Genomic DNA, 18,654 nt, shown 5'->3' on the forward strand with positions numbered 1-18,654 from the left:
GAAAACTACACCTGCAACCTGCAACCTGCAACCTACCTAAATCAGACATTCTTGTATCGAACTGAGGTATCAACAGCATCAAAACCTTGATGTTTCAGTATTTCTCCTATCTCCAGTCTCCTGACTCCTCTCTCCTATCCTCATCAAAAGACTTTTTCAGCAGACCCTATATACTTAACAATCCCGAAGGATTCACTGATAATAAATCTCGTCTTTGCAATCCTTCTTGGTAGAGTATGGCATTGGCGGAAAGTAAACCACTACTAATGGCTTTCTCCATCAAACCGCAAGGAAAAGGCATCTTCACCCAATCTCCTGCAAACATCAAATTTTTAATTTCCGTTTCCGTAGAAGGGCGCATCTTGAAGCTATTAGGAGGAAATCCCGAAAAATTCTTCTGGTTGACTAATTGTTGATGTAAAATCGTGGCATCTGCTAATTCTGGCACAATTTCTAGTAATTCTTGTCGAAATGTCTCTAGTATTGCCTCTTGGGTAGGAAATTCTTTTTCTTTATAACAATAGGCGTGTAACTCGACAACGCTTCCTCCTGTTTTTTGCGCCCATGCTTTATATTCAGTTTGGATGCGATGATAAAGGGTGATACTATCGGTTAGGCGATAACCTGATAAGGAGGCAAAATTGCTATGTTGCCAATCAAAATCTTTATCTAACCAAAAACGCCCTACAGCAAAAGGATCGGCTAATGCTAAACTTTCTACTTGATTCTTAGTTTGCGTACAAGTGTTTTCTTCTCCTTCCATTAAGTTAAATAGATGTTTGATGCCGTTAACATCCGTTGCCATGACAAAATAATCAGCCTCGATCGAACTAGGTTTATTTGCTATCTTAGGATTATTCGCCACTAATTTAACTCGGTTATCTTCTCTAGCAATAACTTTATAGGTGTTAAGATTGCGTTTAGCAGGAGGATTGATAACTTTACCATCATTATCATAAACTGCACCATGACAAGGACATAAAAACTTACCATCATCTTGTTTATTAACTGTACATCCTTGATGGGTACAACTGAGAGAAAGGGCTTTATCCGTATCCTTCACCACCGCAAATAAAGCATCTCCAGCACCATAATAATCATACTGATTATCTTGTAATAAAGGATTCTGTTCAATCCAAAAGGGTACATTACTAATATTATCACCCTGATAAAACTCGATCGAGCTGATTTTATCTCCCTGACAATGTATCTTACTAATAGTCGCTTCCGTGATAATTTTACCGCCATTATTAGTGATATTTTCCGCAATGGGATTAACTAAACTCCTACCCATATCATCGATCGTACCATTAAAAGCCAACCCTTCGGGATTACCAAAAAAATAGAAATGGAAAAACTGCATTAGTTCACCAGTACTTAAAACATCAGGAGCATTAAGAGAAGACTTAGCAAAGGGAAGGAAATATAAATCAAACAAACCTTGAGGGATACCTTTATTTGCCCAATCAGTAACAGAAATATCATCTAAGCTATAGTAACTATCAGGAATATTAAAGCTAGTAATAGCATGAAAAACGCGCCAATGTTCAGGATTTGCCAGATTAATGCCCCAATGGAGAGAATTTTGGGAGGAAATAGCTAAATCAACGATATTCCAAGGAAAAGAAGAATGACTAGGGCGAAAATTCTCAGGCTTATACTTATCACCCTTAAACAATACCGAATAATAATCAAGGGATTGAAAATTATTTTCAATACTAATCTCCTTAACAATACTTTTAAGATTATAGTATTGAGGGAAGAAACCATGAAAACCATGCTCCATTTTAAAGTTATCTTCCCCCACTTGAATATCCCAACTAGCAATTTTACCCCCCAACTGAGGCGATTTTTCTAACAGAGTCACCTCAAAACCTCGATTACTCAATTCATAAGCGGAGGCTAAACCCGCCAAGCCACCACCAATGACGACTACTTTTTTCGGGTTACTAAGTTTGCGAGGTAGAGTTAAAGTATCCCATCGATGAATAGTTGGTTGAGGTTTTACTACCCTTGAGTAACCCAGAATACCGAGAATACCCGTAAAAGTAAATAATTTAAGCAGATTACGACGAGAGATAAAACTATTCATGGAATACTTTTGACTTTAAAATAAGATGTAAATAAACTTTACATTACTTTACCAAAAATATCCCTCGATTTTTTCTTTTGAATGGGGGAGAAAAAAAATCTTATTTTATCTTGACTTTTGCTAACTATTATGTCACAATAATATAAAGATCATAATGGGAATCTTTTTGTCTATTTCTGAAAATGCTTATACTCCCATTATATAAATTTTAACAGAAAAAGCAACGATCGTCAAGGTGTTTTTTAAGTAATAAGTAATAAGTAATAAGTAATAAGTAATAAGTAATAAGTAATAAGTAATGAGTAATAAGTAATAAGTAATGAGTTTTGATGAAAAAAAGATTCCCTCCTTGAAAAAACCCTGCTTAAAAAAGGGGAAATTTTTGAGAGAAATTGCCTGTTGCCTGTTGCCTGTTGCCTATTGCCTACCCTCACCAGTCAACTTAGATGCTTCCTCGCTTAACTGATAAGCTAATTGTAAAATAGTTTTTTCATCATTAGGTTTGCCGACTAATTGAACGCCTATAGGTAAGCCTTGGGGAGTAAAGCCTGTGGGAATAGCCATAGCGGGTTGCCCTGTGGCATTAAAAGCAGGACAAGGAGTAATCCATTCAATGATTTTTTGTAGGGTTTCCTCTGGGGATAAATCAGCCCACTCTCCCACTCGAATGGGGGGTTGAAGGTAAGTAGGCAAGAGTAAAACGTCAAAATCATCGAAAAGGGCGACTATTTGTCGGGAAATCACTTGCATTTGGTGTAATGCTCTTAAATATTCTCCTAAATCTTGAGATTGCTCTTTTAACCATCGATTCATAGGGTTTAATATTTGATCTGGAAATCCTGCGACTGTAATACTCGATCGCCAAATGGTAATAAAAGGCTCTACTAAGGTACTGAAATCAGGGACAATTTCGATTAAGTGATGTCCCATGGCTTCTAATTTATGGGCGGTATTTTTTACTTGTAACTGTATAATGTCATGGGCTTTTCCTGTGGGTAAAACCTCTGTGGCAAAGGCAATTTTTAATTTACCTGTGTTTTGAGTTAGGGCTTGTAAAAAGGAAGTTTCAGGATTATCTAACCAATAAGGGTCTCCTGTGATGTATCCTGAGAGAACATCTAATAGGGCGGCACTGTCGGCTACGGTACGAGTTAAACAACCGTGGGTGGCAATTCCTCCTAAATAATCTCCTACGGGGGCATTAGAAATACGTCCCCTGGAGGGCTTTAAACCCACTAAACCACAGCAAAAAGCGGGTCCTCGTACAGAACCTCCTCCGTCTGAGCCGGGGGCAATGGGAATTAATCCTCCTGCTACGGCAGCAGCAGCTCCGCCACTTGATCCGCCTGATGTATATTCGAGGTTATGAGGATTGCGACAGGGGGGCATTCCTACAGATTCGATATAGGGTAATGAGCCTAATTCGGATGTGGCGGTTTTACCGATGATGATAAATCCTGCTTGTTTAATTTTGCTGACGATACCGCCATCGTAGTCGGAGATTTGATCTTTGATGAAGCCGTTGCCGTAGCTTATGGGCATTCCTTTGACGGGGTATAAGTCTTTGATGGCTGTGGGAATACCGAAAAATAAGGGTAATTCGGCAGTGTCTGGGGTTTTTCCTAGTATTTCGGTTTGAATTTTGGCGGATTCTAAGGCGGTTTCGATCGACATATGGGCAAAACTACCTAATTGGGGGTCAATTTTAGTAATTCTTTCGGCAAAAAAGGTAGTTAATTCCAGAGGGGAAATTTCTTTGTCATGGATTAATTTACTTAATGTTAAAGCGGAGAGAGATTCGAGATTATTTGTCATAAGGTTAAAATATTTTACTTCTTCTTGAACGGGGTTTATACCAATGGGTTTATACCAATGGGGTTTATACCAATGGAGTTTATACCAATGGGGTTTATACCATAAACCCCTACCTCCATCGCAAACCTTGTATGGGACGCAAACCTTATATGGGACGCAAACCTTATATGGGATGCAAACCTTATATGGGATGCAAACCTTATATGGGACGCAAACCTTGCGTCCCTACTTTTCTAAAAAATGGGATTCTGATGCTCAAGGTTGGGTTGTACTTTGATGCGAATTAAAATACAGGTGATGTTATCGTGTCCGTTGATTTGATTACCTAGATCAATTACTTGGGTAATTGCTGTGTCGAGGTTGGCTTTAGAACTAATTAAGGGTAATAACGTAGTTTCCCAATGATTTTCTAATAAGTCATTGTCACATAAACCATCAGAACACATTAATAATAAAGTATCTTCTTTGAGTTCAAAAAAGTTAATGTCAGGATTGACAAAAGCATTGTCTCTCGGTCCGAGGGCTTGAGTTAATTGGTAGGCATCAGGTCTGGCATGGGCTACGTCTGATTCTATGCCCTGTTTAATTTCTGATTGTGCTACGGAATGATCTACCGTGAGTTGTTCTAATCCCCATTTGCGGGTTACTTTATAAATACGACTGTCGCCGACATGGGCAATGGCAATTTTGGTGTCTTGAAGAAGTGTCATGACTAAAGTTGTCCCCATTCTTCCTGAGCCTGTTTGCCCTTTTTGAATATTGGCGGTATAAATGGCTTCATTAGCTTGGAGGATTCCTTCTTTGATTACTTCTATGTTGGGTATTTCATCTGTCCAATGTTGTTGAAAATAACGATAAATATTTTTTACTGCCATGGCACTGGCGACTTCTCCAGAAGCATGACCTCCCATACCATCACATACGATAAAGAGTCCTTTAGCGCTAAAATATGAGCCTTGAGAGCTTTCTTTTTTCCGAATGGATGTTTCAATGGCAAAACAGTCTTCGTTGTGTCCTCTTTTTCTGCCGATGTCACTTAAGCCAACGTCGGTTACGCTTAAGAGTCTCATGGGTAAAACAACGGTAGGTTGATCATCTCCATCGGGATTGTTAATCTGGGTGGCTTCTTCTCCGTCTGATTCTTCGTCTTCAAATTGATTGACTAAGTCTTGTAATTCGTCTTCTCCGGGTATGAAGATCACATCTTCTTCTTGATCTTCTTGTTCTTGGGCTAAAATTAGTTTCATTTCTATTTCTTGTAGAATTGATTGTAATTCCGATCGAAGTTCTTTAATATCATCAATTTCTCCTGATTCAATTTTGATCATTAAGTCGGTGATGATGGTTTTATAGTCTCCTTTTAATTCTTCGAGCAAATATGCCCATATTTCTACTAATTGTCGTAATAATGGGGGATCATTGGCTCGATCGAGGTATATTTTATCTAAGATTAATGTACCTTCATCGGACACTTTTAAGTTATCAATTCGCAGTAAAGTTTCACAACACTCTATCTTAGAAAAACTTTTCCAGAGTTTTGCCATTTTTTGTAGATAGGGTAAAACTTTGGTTATCTCTAACGGGGTAGTGCTTAAATATTTTTCTAAGGTTGGATAATTTTGATTTTGACTGATAATAATAAATTCTTGATCGTTTTCTTCGTCTTCCCAACCGTCTAAAAGTTCGGGGATGGTGGGGTTATACTCGGTTAAAGTTAGGTATGCAAAGGCTAAATCAGGGATTCCTGCTTGTTTTAAACTGTCTCGTTCAAAACTTTCTACTTGATCTAAGTTATCGTCTAAAATGCCTCTTTGGGTGGGTTGAGTGTCTTCCACTTCTAAGGCATAGTAGTGACGATCGTTACTACTAAAAAATGGAGATAAAGAAGTATCTTCTAGGGGAGAAGTTAAAATATATCTATGAGGGGAAAGGTTTTCATCCGTAGGAAAAACAAAGGGAATAGTGGGGTTTTTCTTTTTATCACAACTAATAACACATTGATATACTGGAGTTGTTAAATTATTTTCGATCGACATATCGCATCATCCTGACTACTTATAATTAAACATTATATAGTTGATGGTTGAAAAAAATTGATCAATAATAGAGGTGAACTATAAATTTGTTGATGAAGTTAGGAGATAGGAAAACAAACAGGAAGACAGGAGATGGGTTTAAGATATTAAGCAATTACAAAAGATTAAAAAATATATAGGACAAAGCCTATTTATGATCCCTAAATATCCGAAATTAGTTAGAGATAAAATACCAGAAATTATCAACACAAAGAATAAAAAAAGTCAAGTAAAAGTATTAAATATTAATGAATATAAAAAAGCGCTTAAACAAAAATTAGTGGAAGAATCCCAAGAAGTTTTAACGGCTCAAGAATCTGATTTGATGGAAGAAATAGCGGATGTTTATGAGGTAATAGAAGCTCTTATTTTTAGTCATAATTTAGATAAAAATAAAATTGCAGAAATTAGGGAAAACAAAGCAAATCTGAAGGGAAAGTTTAAGGAAAGACTTTTATTAATAGCGGTAGAAAACCTAGAGGAAAATAACTCCATTCCCGACTCAGAAACTCTTATTTTAAATAGTGCTGAAGATTTTTTAAAGACAGAAATTTTACCTCAAGCTCATTTGCTCGATCGAAATCCTGATATTCTTAAAGAAAAGTTAAATTTAATGAATAGAGTTAATCCTGATTTCTTGAGATTAAAACTAGGTAAAAATTTAGGGGGTTTAGGGATGAGTAATAAGGGTTTTTATTCGTGGCAAATAATGATAGCAAAATATTCTGGGGCGTTATCTTTTTTACAAACTCAGCATCAAAGTGCGATGGTGATGTTAGCTCAAAGTAGTGCAGAAATTCAGCACAAATATTTGTCAAAAATTCTTGAGGAAAATCTCTTTTGTGGAGTTGGTTTTTCCCATTTAAGAAGACAAGGAAAACCATGTTTAAGGGCTATTCCTGTTAAGGGTGGTTATGAATTAACGGGTTTTGTGCCTTGGATTACGGGTTATGGGATTTTTGATTATTTTATCATTGGTGCGACTATGATCGATCGAACTGAGTTATATGGAATTTTACCCTTTTCTCCTCAACAAAATTTACAGTTTAGCTCAGTAATGAAACTTTGTGCGATGAATAGTACAAATACGGTAACTGCAACTTTGAATCAATGGTTTTTATCTGAAGAAGATGTGATAATGATTAAACCTGCCAATGCTATCCATGAAAAAGATAAGAAAAATGTCTTACATAATGGGTTTTTTGCCCTCGGTTGCGCTCAAGGTGCATTGGAAATATTAAGGGAGAATTGCCAAAAATTGCAGTTAACCCAAGTAAATGATACTTATAATCAACTAAAACAAGAAATAGAAGATTTACAAGTTAATATGTTAACTATGGTTGACAATCCAGATGCAGATTTTAGGGAAAAATTATCTTTAAGAGGTAAGGCAATTAATTTAGCATTTCGTAGCTCGATGGCTGGTATTATTAGCAGTAAAGGACAAGCAAATCAGGATGATAATTCTGCTAACCGTTATTATCGAGAAGCCTTAGTTTATAGCGTATCAGGGCAGACAATACCAGTCTTACAGGAGTCTTTATTTTTATTAGGGGGTTAGGGAGTTGGGGAGGTTAGGGAAGATAGAAAAACAGGGAAACAGGAAAACTAGGGGATAAGTGAGTCGGCAAAATTAATTGTATGTTTACTTTATGAAAGGCAAAAGGCAAAAGGCAAAAGGCAACAAAGATGTAAGTTATTTTAATTAATTTTAAAATTCACAATCTATTTTGCATCGGTTAAATTTGCACGACTTAAAAGACAGTTAACCATTTTGGCATGACTGAGATTTGCTTTTTTCAAATTACTATCGTGTAAAAGGCTACAGGTTAAAATGGCATGGGAAAAATTGACTTCTGTTAAAATAGCGTTACGAAGACTACTATCGGTTAAATCAGACTCGGTTAAATTAGCACTGGTTAAATTAGCTTGAATAAGATTGATTTCCGTTAAATTCCCTTGGATAATAGCATTACTAAGATTAGCTTCTTTGAGATTAGCTTGGGGTAAAAGGCAACCAACTAAATTAACGTCACTCAAATCGGCTTCTTTGAGATTGATGCGACTTAAATTAATATTCCCTAGTATTTGCCCATGAAGATCAACTTTTTGAAAATTGGTTTCTCCTCGATGGTATCTTTCGATTAATTCTTGAACATCCATAATTGATTAACTATTATCCATTAAAGGGTTTATTTTTTTGATAATAAAATTCGCTATTTTTTGCGATGCGCCTGTATCTCCTAATCTTTTTTTGCCGTTAACAGCGATGAATTGCCATAAATCTGGTTGAGACAATAATTGTTGCAATTTTTCTGCTACTTGTTGAGGGTGATTAACTAATTGTAGAGAAATGCCTAATAAACGGCTTTGATTTTGAGCAAATTTTTGGTTATATTGAGCCCCATTACCCGGAAAGGCAATAACAGGTTTCCCTAATCCTACAAATTGTTCGGTGGCTGTACCTGCCATAGCTATAGATAAATCGCAATAGTTCAAACATTGGGCGTAAGCATTTTGAGTTAAAATTAATTTTGCCTTTCTTTTAGTAAATACTATTCCATGTCGATCGTTAATCAGTATATTTACTGAATTTATTTTATTTATTGGGGCTTCTTGCCATGCCTTTTGCTTTAATATTTCCGTAAAATTACTGAGATTTAATGAAGGTGCGATCGCACCCACAAAAATTAAATCTTGAGATTGACTATCAATAATATCATCAATAGCCATAAGGATCAATTGCCAATTATCTATACATTCGGGAAGTCTTGAGCCGGGAAGGAGTAAAATTTTTAATAAGTGTATTTCATCGGGATAAGTAGAGGCAATGGATAAATCATCCATCATGGGATTACCAAAGTCATAGGCACAAATATCATTTTTTTGTAGAGCTTCTGTGGTGATAGAGTCTCTGGGAAAAACACCAAAACAGCGTTTATTTTTCATTAACCATTTTTCCCAAGGATAGTAGATTGAGCCAAAAATTCGATCACGAAGTGGCGCTGCGCGATCAATTTTAGAAATATTTGGTAAAAAACCTTCTTCATCTCGTAAATAATATTCTGATTTTGCTGTACCAATAAAACCATAATTTGCACCGCTTAACCATGCAAATAAAAGAGGTAAAATATCACCCACTGCTAAGATATAACCGCCTTTTTTTGCCCAAGATTGAACAGCTTTAAATTGAGTAAAAGTTAAGCTAATTAAACCGTTATTAACATCTTTCCATAGCTGTTTATTATCCATATAAATAAAACCCCCTGACGGCATTTTTTTCACGGGGGCAATAAGGGGTATATTTTCCTGAGTATAGACAAAACCTTCGCCGACTAAGGGTAAGGATACGATCGAAATATTAGGGCTAATTTCTCTAATTTTGTTAATAATTTTTACAGCAATAATATCTTCACCGTGTCCATTACTTATTACTAATAATTTTACTGGATTACTCATATTCGATCGAGGTTTTGATAAGATAATTTTTTATTCAATTTAAGATTAAAATACTTTCTGTTTTACTTTCATAAAATTGCATAATAATAGCTTCATAGTGCCGCAACAAATAATTTTTTTTCCCTTTCGGCAGCAAACAATAAACAAGCCTTAATATCTTCGGGTTTTAATTCTGAAAAATCCTCAAGAATTTCTGCTTCTGTCATACCTCCTGCTAAATATTCTAAAATATCATATACAGTTATACGCATCCCTCGAATACATGGTTTCCCACTACGTTTTCCTGATTCGATCGTAATAATATCTTGGTAATTCATAATCAAGTTTTTTAGTTTTAATTATTATATAAAAGTCTTTATCATATATAAGTACTTAGGCAAAATTAATTGTATATAAATGATACCAAAGGCACAGCGAAGCTGCCCGATTCAACTCCATTATTATCAAAGATTTGAGAGAAATAAAATGCACAATTAATTTTACTCACTTACTCACTTACTTAATTAGTTAATTAATTCGATATTCTCCTTGTCTAATTTTTTTCTCTATTTCCACTTCTTCTGCTGTTAATAAAGATTCTCCTTCGGCAATAATTTCAGCTCTAATAGCCCTTAATTTTTTCCCTAGTGCTGATGGTTGTTTTTCAGATTTATTTTGATCAAATTCAAGTTGATAAATTTTTTCAATATAAATAGCTATTTCTTCTAATTTAGGAGTAGATAATTTATCTAAATAATTATTAATTTTTTCTTTAATTTTTACTTCTGTCATTAGTTTTTTCTCCTATTTTGTTCATTAGTTGTCTCTCAAAAATTGATCCTCTAATTACAAGAGATTGCTTCGTTACCTCGCAATTACATTTGATGTATTATCATTTTGTTTAAGAAAAGATTGCACCAACTCCACATTTTCTTTACTTCCTAAAATAACAGGGGTTCGATAATGGATTCGATCGGGTACAATATCCAATATTCTGGTTAATCCATCATAGGCTTTTCCTCCCGCTTGTTCAACAATAAAAGCTAAAGGTGCAGTTTCATATAATAATCTTAATTTGCCTTCGGGCTTATCCGTTGTACCCGGATACAAAAATACTCCTCCTTGCATTAAAATACGGTGAATATCTCCTACTAATGCACCACTATAACGCCCTGTATAACCATCATGACGATGAACATAACGGATATAATTACGGATAGAGTCATCCCACTGCCAGAAATTTCCTTCATTGACACTATATACTGAACCGTGATCAGGAATTTGGATGTTTTCCTGTGCTAAGATAAACTCACCTAAACTGGGGTCTAAAAAGAAAGAGTGAACACCAGTACCCATAGTATAAACTAAAACTGTGGCGGGTCCATATAAAATATATCCTGCGGCGATTTGTTTTGAGCCGTCTTGCAATAAATCTTTGGCTTCTCCGTCTAAATCTTCTCCTTCCTGTTGACGAATAGCAAAAATTGAGCCGACATTTAAGTTTATATCTACATTGGATGAACCATCAATGGGATCATAAAGTAAAGTATAGCGTCCAATGGGGCAATTTTCGGGGATATAATAAGGCTTGTCCATTTCTTCTGAGGCGAGACGACACACTAAACCACTTTGTTTAAATACAGAAATAAAGACTTCGTTAGCGTAAACATCCATCTTTTTCACGGATTCTCCTTGAATATTACTGTCTCCGGTGAAACCTAAGACACCTTCCATTAAACCTGCACGACTGAGACGACGGGCGATTAGTTTTCCTGCTAAGGCTATTCTATTCATTAGGGCGCTCAAATCTTGAGCATCGGCGGAAAAACTGTTGAGTTGTTGCAAAACATGACGGGATAAGGTGGTACAATCTCGATCGAGACTATATTCTGGGATGATTAATTCTGATGAATCCATAGATTTTTGTTAATAGTGAATCGTTTTTAATAAAAAATTTAGAGTTCAATTTATTGAACGTGATTTTGTTAGACGTATAATTCATTACACGTTGAGAAATTGATTTACCTCCTATAACCACTTCTTAATTCTTAATTCTTAATTCTTAATTCTTCAAGGTTTCCTCTAATTCTAAGACTTGTTGCACTTGTTTTACTTCCTCTTGTTTAAATATCTTACCTAACCAATGGACGAAATTGTCCACATAGGTAAAGGTGACAGGCACAACAATTAAGGTTAGTAGGGTTGATGTAGTAAAACCTCCGATAACTGCGATCGCCATAGGGCTTCTAATTTCACCATCTGCACCCCAAGCTAAGGCAATGGGCAACATAGCCGCCATAGTTGAAATGGATGTCATCAGAATGGGGCGCAATCGAGAAACTCCCGCATATACCACCGCTTGAAATTGTGATCTTCCCTCTTTCATTCCTGAGATAGCAAAATCCACTAATAAAATGGCGTTTTTGGTAACTAAGCCCAATAATAAAACGATACCGATGAGGGCGAATAATCCTAACTCTTTTTGAGTGACTAACAAGCCTAATAACGCCCCTCCGATAGATAAGGGTAACGCCATAAGAATGGCAAGGGGATAAAAGAAGTTACTATATAATAGAACTAATATACCATAAATACAACCAATGGCGAGGGCAACAGCCCCTAAGAAACGACTGAAAATATCCCTCATAATTTCTGCATCTCCAGCAGGTTCTTGAGATACTTCACTGGGTAAAGGAGACATGACGGGTAAATTATTGACGGCGGTTAAGGCATCCCCAAGGGCAATTCCTTCTAAGTTTGCCCCCAACTCCACTTTTCTTTGACGGTTATAACGTTGTATTTCCGCAGGTCCACTGGCGAGGCGAATATCTGCTACACTGGCTAGGGTGACTAATGTACCGTTGTTACTAGGTACTTTGAGATTTTTTAGGGTGTCGATGTTGCCACGATATAAGGGGTTAATTTGGACTCGAATGGGAATTTGTCGATCGACTAAGTTAAATTTAGCTAGATTAGAGTCATTATCCCCTATGGTAGCAAGGGAAGCGGTACGCGCGATCGAGTTGACAGAAACCCCTAAATCGGCGGATTTTTGGAAGTTGGGTTGAATAATAATCTCAGATTTGACTAAACTGGCACTAGAAGACACCTCTACTAATCCAGAAATACCCCTCATGCTCGTTTCTAATTTTTTGGCAGTTTCTGTCAAAATCTGTCCATTATCGCTTTTTAAGACGATGGTTAAGTCTTTACTGCTTCCTCCTGCACCTTGAGAGCGAAATGTCACTCTTGCACCAGCTATGGTGCGAAAATAGTCGCGCATTTGGCTTTGAAATTCCTGTTGAGTGATGTCTCGCTCATCTTTTGGCACAAGATTAACATACATCGTACCTTCGTTAATTTTACTTCCTCCTATATCCGCTAAAATACTCTTAACGACTGGATTTGGTTTTAATTTATCGGTAACTTGTAAAGCGATCGAGCGAGTATCTGCTAGAGTAGAGGAGGGTGGTAATTCGATCGAAATAGTACTTAAACCCGTGTCACCTTCACTAAATAAACCTTGAGGAATATAAGGCACAAGTTGCAGACTACCGATAAAGAAAGCAATAGCGATGATAATGGTAGTAACTTTATTGCGTAATGCCCATTTTAAAACCGTGCCATAGGGATGAATTTTGTGACGATTATTAGATAAATCATTGATTTTGTTAAGGGGTTTTGGTTTAAGAATATAGGCGCTTAACATAGGAGTCATGGTAGTTGCCACGAGGGTAGAAAACATCGTAGCTACTGCCACCGTCACCCCAAAGGGTTGGAAAAACTGCCCCGGCACACCTCCCATAAAGGCAACGGGTAAGAAAACCGCAACTATTGTGGCGGTGGTTGCCACTACCGCTAAACCAATCTCCCTCGCCGCATCCATTGCCGCCTGATAGGGTTTTTTGCCCATGCTCAAATGTTGATCAATGTTTTCAATCATACAGATAGCATCATCGACTAAATTTCCCATAGCTAAGGCTAAAGCTAATAAACTCATACCGTTGAGAGTATAATCAAGCGCTCTCATCACCATAAAAGTCGGGATGATGGAAAGGGGTAAGGCTAAACCAGTAATGAGGGTGGCGCGCCAATCTCTTAAAAAGATACCGACACTGATAACTGTAAGTATAGAGCCAATTATTAAAGAATCGATCGTACCTTGATAGGAATCTCGAATGGCGGTGGCACGGGTAAAAATCAAGTCAATGTTAATATCAGAGGGGAGAGATTGTTTAATTTCGACTAACTTTTTCTCGACATTATCCGCCACAGTGACAAGGGTTGTACCTGTACCCCTTAAAATAGAAAAACCCACTACAGGCTCACCATTATAGTAGGCTAATTGAGTAGCTTCCGCAAAATCATCTTTAACTGTACCCAACTGGTTTAAGGGAATAGTATCCCCATTGTCTAAAATTACTCGATAATCTGCTAACTGTCTGACGGTTAAGGCACTGCCAAGGGTACGAATGTTCTGTTCTTGTCCACCAATTTCGGCTTTTCCTCCTGAGAGGTTAAGATTGAGGTTGCGAATTTGCTCATTAATTTCTGTGGCGGTGATATTATAGGCTTGTAACCTTTTTGGGTCTAAATCGACTCTTACTTCTCTATCAAAACCACCGATGCGGTTAATTTGGGCAACCCCTGAAACGTTGGCTAAATCCCTAGCGATGCGTCTATCTACTATATCCGTTAATTCTTCCACTGAGCGACTATCGGAGGATACCACATAAGTCATGATAGCACCTCCTGCAAAGTCTAACTTCTGTACGATCGGCTCATTAATATCCTGCGGTAAATCCTGTCTTATTTGTGCGATGGCATTTCTAACATCATTAGTAGCCTGATTTGCGTCTGCTTCCAATTCAAACTCTATCACCGTGACGCTCACACCATCACTGACGGTAGAAACAATATTATCCACTAAGTTAATGGGCGCTACGGCATCCTCCACTAACTTTGTCACCTGAGATTCTAATTCTTCAGGTCCTGCTCCGCGCTGAGTTATGGTAACTTGAACTAAGGGTATATCTATGTTTGGTTGATCATTGATGCCTAACTGAAAAAAGGAGAATATCCCAAAAATACTCAGACACAGGAATAAGACTAAGACAGAGACAGGATTTTTAACTGACCATGTGGACACATGAAAGGACATAATGTTAGTAGAGTTCGATCGAAATGACTATTAAGTTTTGTTACGATCGATTATAACTTTAACAGTAAAAATTAAGGGCGATATTACCGTAAAATTTTGTTTGCACTAAGGTTAGTTTTTGTTGTTCACTAATTTTTGATTTTCTGGGATCATATTCTACAGCTATTTGTCCTTTTAGTAATTCATAATCATAAATTAAGTTTAAAACTCGATCGTACAGATCATTGTGATAAGGTGGATCAAAGTAAATTAGATCAAATTTTTGTCCTTTTAAACTCTTTAATCTTTGTAAAATATCTCCCCTTAAAACCTTAAATTGTTGATTTTCTTGAGCTACTTTTTGCCAATTTTCTCGAATAATTTGACAGGCTAAAGACGATTGTTCGATGGCTACCACCTCAGAAACTCCTCGACAAAGGGCTTCTGCCCCCATTGTACCGTTTCCTGCACATAAATCTAACCAAGATGCCGATTCAAGATAGTCTTTCCAAATATTAAATAAAGCCTCCCGAACTTTAGATGTGGTAGGGCGAGTATCATTTCCTGATAGGGTTTTAATTTCTCTGTTGCCGTAGATTCGCATTCTATAATAATTTAGGTGTTGTTGTCATAATTTGTCACTCTTTCTCATGTGTACTTTGTTATCAGTTTAGCAAATATCCTCATTGGTTATTCTCTTTCTTTTAATCCTAGTTTAGATGGTTCGATCGAGAAACGACGGTACTCGCTTTCTTTATATGAACGACTGTTGGTTTTAATATATTGAAAAATTAAATATGTTGATTACAATTAATTTTTAAGGATGACTTTCATCATTTAATTTCATTAATCGATTTCTGGTTGAAAATGATTAAGCCAATGCCCAAAAATTAAAATCCGAAATAGTAAACCAGTTCTATACACCTGTCCGTATTGATGTGTTTTCAATATAGAATCAATACCCTGTTTATTTAAAATTTTGTGATCAGATAATAATTGGTTTGTCTGAACAGATTGTAATATTTGGCGTAAAGGAGTTGAAAAACCTTTCTTCGGTACTTCATGAATTTCTTTTGGTAAAACATATTTAAAAGGGTTACGCAAAGTTGATTTATTTTTTTCGGAAGTAGGTACACTAGCCATGAAATCTAAAAAACGTTGATCTGTTAAAGGGCTAAAGGTACATCTAAAATATTAGATTTTTGCCAATTACAGAATCCACCTATGTTCATATAATTTCTACAGTATTTTTTTAGTAGTACCTCAGTTTTCTATATCATTCAATTATACTTGCCTTTATGTTGCTATATTAGCAGAATTATGAAGTTTCCAATAATAATGTTTTTTGCCTAAAAGTTCTTCATGAGAACCTTTTTCTATTATCTCTCCCGATTGCATTGTCACAATAACATCTGCATTTTTTATAGTTGATAATCGGTGAGCAATAGTAATAACCGTTCTCCCTTCGCTAATTTTGTCGATCGCCTTTTGAACAAAGACTTCAGAAGCAGTATCCAAAGCACTGGTAGCTTCATCTAAAATCAATAATTGAGGATTGCGTAAAAATGCACGGGCGATGGCGATTCTTTGTTTTTGTCCCCCAGATAACATCACTCCCCTCTGTCCTACTATTGTATTTAAACCTTGAGGTAAACGTTCAATAAACTCCATTGCATAGGCATTTTGTGTGGCTTCCCTGATTTCTTCATCCGATGCTGTTAAATTACCGTAGCGGATATTCTCTAAAATAGTGCTATTAAACAGAAAAGTATCTTGACTGACAATAGCTGTATAAGAACGCCACTGGGACAGATTTATATTTTTTAAGTCTTGCCCATCAATAAAAATATTGCCCTCACTGGGATCATAGTAACGCATTAACAGATCTACTAAAGTTGATTTACCGCTACCCGATTGTCCGACTAAAGCAACTTTTTGTCCATTTTTAATATTTAGAGATAGATTTTTGATGACTGATTTTTTAGTATTAGGATATTGAAAAGTAACATTTTCTATGGATATTTTTTTCTTAATACCCGTAAACGATACAGAACCTTGTTTAATTTTTTGATGAGTTATACTCATCAAGGTTATAATTTGATGTTGCAAAATGTACAGTTGCCTCTTGCCTACTTGCCTTTTGCCTACCTTCACCAAACTCAAGTTATGCCCTCGCCAAGTATATATCCCATAAAAATTGATAAACTAGATTAAGACTACCTTCCCTAATTGAAAAAGAAGAAATAAGGTTATTGGCAAAATTAATACGAGGTATTGTTCTTAGCATCACAATAGTATAAGTTAACAAAATTGGTAAAAAATTCCCATCGCCTAGAAAATAAAAAGCTATTAAAATTACTAACAATGTGCTTATTCCTAAAGTTTCAGTTATGGGATTGACAGCACAAGCATACTTGTATAACTGTATTTCTGAATGACATCGAGAATCTAAAGTCATTTGAGTTTCTTTCCTTTTGTTATTTTCCAAATCAAAGGATTTTATTACTTTGATACCGTCTAAAATTTCTAGAATTAACCCTGAAAATATTGTTGTTTCATTAGCAACTTTATGACTTTTAACTTTGATTTTAGATAATAAAGATTTTAAACCGAATACCAAACCACTAAAACTAATGATACCAATCAAGGTTATTTGAGGAGATAAATAAATGGCAACGGCTAATAAACAAATAATCGTTGTAAATTCACTAATAAGGGTGAAAAAATTCGCACTTATTTCCTGACAACGTTCTGTATGATCATTTATTAGAGCTGTTAATTCACCAGTTTTTGCGGAATTATATAAAGATATGTCTGATTCAAAAAACTTGTTAATAATTTGTTCACGGATAATTTTACCTGTATAAAACTTTAATTTGTTGATGTTAAAATCTGAGTAGTATTTAGTACTATTTTTGAAAATTATTACGAACCAAAATAAGATAACGAAAATGACAAAAGGATTTTCTATGCCAAAAAACTCACCGATTTGTTCAATGGGTTTAGGAAATACATTTTGATTTTGTGAAGAATTACTGTTACTTAAATAGCTAGTCAAAGGCAACACTAAAGAGGTTGATAAACCTTCTAATACGGAGGCAAAAAGTCCTAATCCAATGGAGAGAAAACCCAATCTCCAGTTTTGTTTAACAATACTAGCTAACCAGAGATTAGGCTTTGAGATATATTTTTTTAACTTATTTACTACTGTCATATTTGTTGAAGTGACTGATAAAAGAACTAAACTTTTTTTAAAATAATTAATTGTTGACCATTTGCCTCAACTTGATCAACAACCATGACGAAGCCTAAAGATTTCAATAAATCCAGAGTATTTGATCTTAATATAATAATGGACTTTGACTATAGTTTAACCAGCATAAAGATAATTTTATTTATTCATGGAATGGTAACGGCGATCGCAATGGATTTAGATGCAGACATATTTGAGCATATCAGGTTAATGAATGTTTATTTTTACGATTTTATCTTACATGGTTGGGAGAGTTTGTTTTAGATGATAAAATTTTCTGGAGTTATGGCTAAAACAGGAGAGTTGAAAAAATCTTTCCATTGCAGAGAATAGGCTTTTAATATATCTTTTTTTTCAAGAGAGATTACTTCAAAGTGTTGTAACAACCAAGCAATAACTTCTTGGGCTTTTTCAAAACCACAGTATTTATTAACGAGATAATGAAGAGTAGTAACGGAATGAATAGAAACAGCACCTTTATTTTTACCCATAACAATACTATCGATGATTTTTGCTGAATAAGGGTAATAAGGTTGTCGATGTTGAACTACATCTAAAATAATATTTAAGTCAATTAGAATCACGGATTGTATTTTTCGGTTAAATAATCTTGATAAACTTTTTCTGCGTCTATATTTTCGGAAATAAATCCTGTTATTTTTTCTAGGGAGGGATAATAAGATTTTTGCTCTATCTTTTCAAGAGTCTTTAAATAATCAACAAACATCTCAGTGATACTGATACCATATTTTTTGGCATAGTATTCAGCAAACATTAGATAATTTTTGGATAATTCTAAGGTAATTGTTTCCGTTTCCATGAGCTTAATTTCAACAAGTTT

General features: G+C 35.6%; 16 protein-coding genes and 1 pseudogene. 2 read left to right on the forward strand and 15 right to left on the reverse strand.

What is annotated here, in order from left to right; translation table 11 throughout:
* Positions 1 to 166 precede the first annotated feature (166 nt).
* The 3 genes from SYN6308_RS04765 to SYN6308_RS04780 form a co-directional block, all read right to left on the reverse strand.
* A complete protein-coding gene (locus SYN6308_RS04765; RefSeq protein WP_017293294.1) occupies positions 167 to 2,092 on the reverse strand; it encodes an FAD-dependent oxidoreductase in 1,926 nt (641 codons plus the stop codon).
* A gap of 417 nt (positions 2,093 to 2,509) precedes the next feature.
* A complete protein-coding gene (locus tag SYN6308_RS04770) occupies positions 2,510 to 3,907 on the reverse strand; it encodes an amidase (RefSeq protein ID WP_017293295.1) in 1,398 nt (465 codons plus the stop codon).
* Positions 3,908 to 4,140: 233 nt separating this feature from the next.
* Positions 4,141 to 5,943 (reverse strand): serine/threonine phosphatase, encoded by a 1,803-nt coding sequence (locus SYN6308_RS04780; RefSeq protein ID WP_017293296.1) that lies wholly within the window; start codon positions 5,941 to 5,943, stop codon positions 4,141 to 4,143.
* Between the two features lie 193 nt (positions 5,944 to 6,136).
* Between SYN6308_RS04780 and SYN6308_RS21750 the strand changes: the two genes are divergently transcribed.
* The gene (locus SYN6308_RS21750) at positions 6,137 to 7,543 is read left to right on the forward strand and encodes an acyl-CoA dehydrogenase family protein (protein ID WP_017293297.1); all 1,407 of its coding nucleotides are present in this window, start codon (positions 6,137 to 6,139) and stop codon (positions 7,541 to 7,543) included.
* 164 nt (positions 7,544 to 7,707) lie between these two features.
* Here the strand turns inward: SYN6308_RS21750 and SYN6308_RS21755 are convergent, their stop codons facing one another.
* From SYN6308_RS21755 to SYN6308_RS04835, 10 genes and pseudogenes are all read right to left on the reverse strand, one after another.
* Positions 7,708 to 8,145 carry a pentapeptide repeat-containing protein gene (locus SYN6308_RS21755; RefSeq protein ID WP_017293298.1) on the reverse strand — a complete coding sequence of 146 codons (438 nt, stop codon included), beginning with the start codon at positions 8,143 to 8,145 and terminating at the stop codon, positions 7,708 to 7,710.
* Between the two features lie 6 nt (positions 8,146 to 8,151).
* Entirely contained in the window at positions 8,152 to 9,441 is a 1,290-nt protein-coding gene (locus tag SYN6308_RS04795; protein WP_017293299.1) for a lipid-A-disaccharide synthase-related protein, read from the reverse strand.
* A gap of 92 nt (positions 9,442 to 9,533) precedes the next feature.
* Positions 9,534 to 9,758, reverse strand: a complete 225-nt coding sequence (locus tag SYN6308_RS04800) for a DUF433 domain-containing protein (protein WP_017293300.1) — start codon at positions 9,756 to 9,758, stop codon at positions 9,534 to 9,536.
* 190 nt (positions 9,759 to 9,948) lie between these two features.
* Complete coding sequence (locus SYN6308_RS04805; RefSeq protein WP_017293301.1) at positions 9,949 to 10,212, reverse strand: hypothetical protein; 264 nt, start codon at positions 10,210 to 10,212, stop codon at positions 9,949 to 9,951.
* A gap of 72 nt (positions 10,213 to 10,284) precedes the next feature.
* Complete coding sequence (gene fbp, locus SYN6308_RS04810) at positions 10,285 to 11,337, reverse strand: class 1 fructose-bisphosphatase (protein ID WP_017293302.1); 1,053 nt, start codon at positions 11,335 to 11,337, stop codon at positions 10,285 to 10,287.
* A 145-nt stretch (positions 11,338 to 11,482) separates the two neighbouring features.
* Positions 11,483 to 14,581 carry an efflux RND transporter permease subunit gene (locus SYN6308_RS04815; protein WP_017293303.1) on the reverse strand — a complete coding sequence of 1,033 codons (3,099 nt, stop codon included), beginning with the start codon at positions 14,579 to 14,581 and terminating at the stop codon, positions 11,483 to 11,485.
* A gap of 58 nt (positions 14,582 to 14,639) precedes the next feature.
* A complete protein-coding gene (rsmD, locus tag SYN6308_RS04820; protein ID WP_017293304.1) occupies positions 14,640 to 15,164 on the reverse strand; it encodes a 16S rRNA (guanine(966)-N(2))-methyltransferase RsmD in 525 nt (174 codons plus the stop codon).
* Between the two features lie 242 nt (positions 15,165 to 15,406).
* A pseudogene (locus SYN6308_RS04825) lies at positions 15,407 to 15,721 on the reverse strand (asparagine synthase-related protein); the annotation flags it as partial.
* Between the two features lie 135 nt (positions 15,722 to 15,856).
* Positions 15,857 to 16,645 (reverse strand): ABC transporter ATP-binding protein, encoded by a 789-nt coding sequence (locus tag SYN6308_RS04830; protein ID WP_017293306.1) that lies wholly within the window; start codon positions 16,643 to 16,645, stop codon positions 15,857 to 15,859.
* 79 nt (positions 16,646 to 16,724) lie between these two features.
* On the reverse strand, positions 16,725 to 17,774 hold the full coding sequence (locus SYN6308_RS04835; protein WP_017293307.1) for an ABC transporter transmembrane domain-containing protein: 1,050 nt from the start codon (positions 17,772 to 17,774) through the stop codon (positions 16,725 to 16,727).
* Positions 17,775 to 17,858: 84 nt separating this feature from the next.
* On the opposite strand from SYN6308_RS04835, the gene SYN6308_RS04840 reads away from it, so the two are divergent.
* Positions 17,859 to 18,077, forward strand: a complete 219-nt coding sequence (locus SYN6308_RS04840) for a hypothetical protein (protein WP_017293308.1) — start codon at positions 17,859 to 17,861, stop codon at positions 18,075 to 18,077.
* On the opposite strand, the gene SYN6308_RS21760 is transcribed toward SYN6308_RS04840, so the two are convergent.
* Both SYN6308_RS21760 and SYN6308_RS04850 read right to left on the reverse strand, forming a co-directional pair.
* Entirely contained in the window at positions 18,074 to 18,397 is a 324-nt protein-coding gene (locus tag SYN6308_RS21760) for a type II toxin-antitoxin system VapC family toxin (protein ID WP_017293309.1), read from the reverse strand. The two genes, SYN6308_RS04840 and SYN6308_RS21760, sit on opposite strands and share 4 nt — an antisense overlap.
* Positions 18,394 to 18,633, reverse strand: coding sequence for a DUF6364 family protein (locus SYN6308_RS04850; protein WP_017293310.1), 240 nt, complete (start codon positions 18,631 to 18,633; stop codon positions 18,394 to 18,396). Before SYN6308_RS04850 ends, SYN6308_RS21760 begins: the two co-directional genes overlap by 4 nt.
* Positions 18,634 to 18,654 lie beyond the last annotated feature (21 nt).

Origin of the sequence: Geminocystis herdmanii PCC 6308 (assembly GCF_000332235.1) — a bacterium.
Classification (GTDB): domain Bacteria; phylum Cyanobacteriota; class Cyanobacteriia; order Cyanobacteriales; family Cyanobacteriaceae; genus Geminocystis; species Geminocystis herdmanii.

What these genes read in the sequence shown, in the direction of transcription:
- SYN6308_RS04765 (WP_017293294.1), bottom strand. Translation starts at nt 2,092, where the DNA reads ATGAATAGTTTTATCTCTCGTCGTAATCTGCTTAAATTATTTACTTTT.
- SYN6308_RS04770 (WP_017293295.1), bottom strand. Translation starts at nt 3,907, where the DNA reads ATGACAAATAATCTCGAATCTCTCTCCGCTTTAACATTAAGTAAATTA.
- SYN6308_RS04780 (WP_017293296.1), bottom strand. Translation starts at nt 5,943, where the DNA reads ATGTCGATCGAAAATAATTTAACAACTCCAGTATATCAATGTGTTATT.
- SYN6308_RS21750 (WP_017293297.1), top strand. Translation starts at nt 6,137, where the DNA reads ATGATCCCTAAATATCCGAAATTAGTTAGAGATAAAATACCAGAAATT.
- SYN6308_RS21755 (WP_017293298.1), bottom strand. Translation starts at nt 8,145, where the DNA reads ATGGATGTTCAAGAATTAATCGAAAGATACCATCGAGGAGAAACCAAT.
- SYN6308_RS04795 (WP_017293299.1), bottom strand. Translation starts at nt 9,441, where the DNA reads ATGAGTAATCCAGTAAAATTATTAGTAATAAGTAATGGACACGGTGAA.
- SYN6308_RS04800 (WP_017293300.1), bottom strand. Translation starts at nt 9,758, where the DNA reads ATGAATTACCAAGATATTATTACGATCGAATCAGGAAAACGTAGTGGG.
- SYN6308_RS04805 (WP_017293301.1), bottom strand. Translation starts at nt 10,212, where the DNA reads ATGACAGAAGTAAAAATTAAAGAAAAAATTAATAATTATTTAGATAAA.
- fbp (WP_017293302.1), bottom strand. Translation starts at nt 11,337, where the DNA reads ATGGATTCATCAGAATTAATCATCCCAGAATATAGTCTCGATCGAGAT.
- SYN6308_RS04815 (WP_017293303.1), bottom strand. Translation starts at nt 14,581, where the DNA reads ATGTCCTTTCATGTGTCCACATGGTCAGTTAAAAATCCTGTCTCTGTC.
- rsmD (WP_017293304.1), bottom strand. Translation starts at nt 15,164, where the DNA reads ATGCGAATCTACGGCAACAGAGAAATTAAAACCCTATCAGGAAATGAT.
- SYN6308_RS04830 (WP_017293306.1), bottom strand. Translation starts at nt 16,645, where the DNA reads ATGAGTATAACTCATCAAAAAATTAAACAAGGTTCTGTATCGTTTACG.
- SYN6308_RS04835 (WP_017293307.1), bottom strand. Translation starts at nt 17,774, where the DNA reads ATGACAGTAGTAAATAAGTTAAAAAAATATATCTCAAAGCCTAATCTC.
- SYN6308_RS04840 (WP_017293308.1), top strand. Translation starts at nt 17,859, where the DNA reads ATGACGAAGCCTAAAGATTTCAATAAATCCAGAGTATTTGATCTTAAT.
- SYN6308_RS04850 (WP_017293310.1), bottom strand. Translation starts at nt 18,633, where the DNA reads ATGGAAACGGAAACAATTACCTTAGAATTATCCAAAAATTATCTAATG.